Raw genomic sequence first — 1,361 nt, 5'->3', positions numbered from 1 at the left:
CTGTGGTGGCGGGACCGTGCCCCGGCACGGTCCCGCCACCACAGCGTCAGCTCGCGCCGCGCCGCCGGGTCCTCGGGGAGGTCGCCGATCAGCAGGTGCTCGGCGAAGTCGAGCGCGTCGCGCCGGTAACCGCCGCGCATGGGCCGGGACTTGGCGTACGCGAGGAAGGCGGCGCGATACCCGCCCCCAAGGATCCGCGGCAACTCGGGCGCCACCTTGGCCACGACCTCGGCCCGCTTGGCACCGAGCGCCCGGCTCTGCACCCCGAGCCGCCGCGAGTCGAACCCCTCGGGCGCGGGGGTCCCTGCGACGAGGGCGGACAGGAGCGACGCCTGCGCGAGGGCGAGCCGCTGGCGGGCGGCGTCGGTGGTCGTCGTCGGGGCGGCCGGCCCGTCCTGTCGTGACGGGCCCGACTCGGGGGCAACCGACGTACCCCGCACGGGTCTCGGCCCCGGCGTGCGCAGGGTCTCCCGGATCGCGGTCAGTTCGGCCGACAGTTCCGCAGGCGGCGGGAAGTTGTCGTCCCGCTCCAGCAGCACGCCCGGAGGGGAGACCCGTGAGCGCAGTTCCGCCAGTACGGCGAGTACCGGCTCGCTCACCGGGTGCGCGTGGGTGTCGTGCCAGACCCCGTCGCGTTCGATACCGCCCGCCACGTGCACGTACGCGATGGCCTCGACCGGCAGTTGGTCGAGCGCCGTCGCCGGGTCCTCGCCCCGGTTGACGTGGTTGGTGTGCAGGTTCGCGACGTCGATCAGCAGGCGGACGCCCGTACGCTCGACCAGCTCCGCCAGGAACTGACCCTCCGTCATCTCCTCGTCCGGCCAGTTGATCAGCGCCGCGATGTTCTCCACGGCGAGCGGCACCGGCAGGCAGTCCTGGGCGATCCGCACGTTCTCGCACAGCACTCGCAGCGCGTCCTTCGTGCGCGGGACCGGCAGCAGATGGCCCGCCTCCAGCGCCGGGGACGCGGTCAGCGGGCCCCCGGCCCGTACGAACGCGATGTGCTCGGTGACCAGCGGGGAGCCCAGCGCCTCGGCCCGCTCAGCGAGATCGGTCAGGCGCTTGGTGTCGGGCCGCCCGGCGCCCCCCAGGCCGAGCGAGACGCCGTGCGGGACGACGGTGACGCCGCGCGCCCGGAGCCGGACGAGCGAGTCGGGCAGATGGTCCGGGCAGACGTTCTCGGCGACGGCCTCGACCCAGTCGATGCCGGGCAGCGCCTCGACCGCCTCCGCGATCTCGGGCCGCCAGCCGATACCGATCCCCAGTCGGTGCGCGTTCCCCAGTTGTGGCGCGTGGCTCATGGTTCTCCCCCTCCTCCGTGCCTCGGCGAGTGCCGGTTCAGAGGTATTGGCCCCGCCGAG

At 74.1% G+C, this 1,361-nt stretch carries 1 protein-coding gene; it reads right to left on the bottom strand.

Going from position 1 to position 1,361, the window contains the following annotated elements; translation table 11 throughout:
- On the bottom strand, positions 1-1,301 hold a 1,301-nt coding region (locus BHU15_RS37215; protein ID WP_069631112.1), incomplete at its 3' end, for an MbnB/TglH/ChrH family RiPP precursor modification enzyme.
- Between the last annotated feature and the right edge of the window lie 60 nt (positions 1,302-1,361).

The organism is Streptomyces niveus (assembly GCF_001723055.1).
GTDB classification, from domain to species: Bacteria; Actinomycetota; Actinomycetes; order Streptomycetales; family Streptomycetaceae; genus Streptomyces; species Streptomyces niveus.
This window is presented reverse-complemented; position numbering and strand designations above follow the sequence as displayed.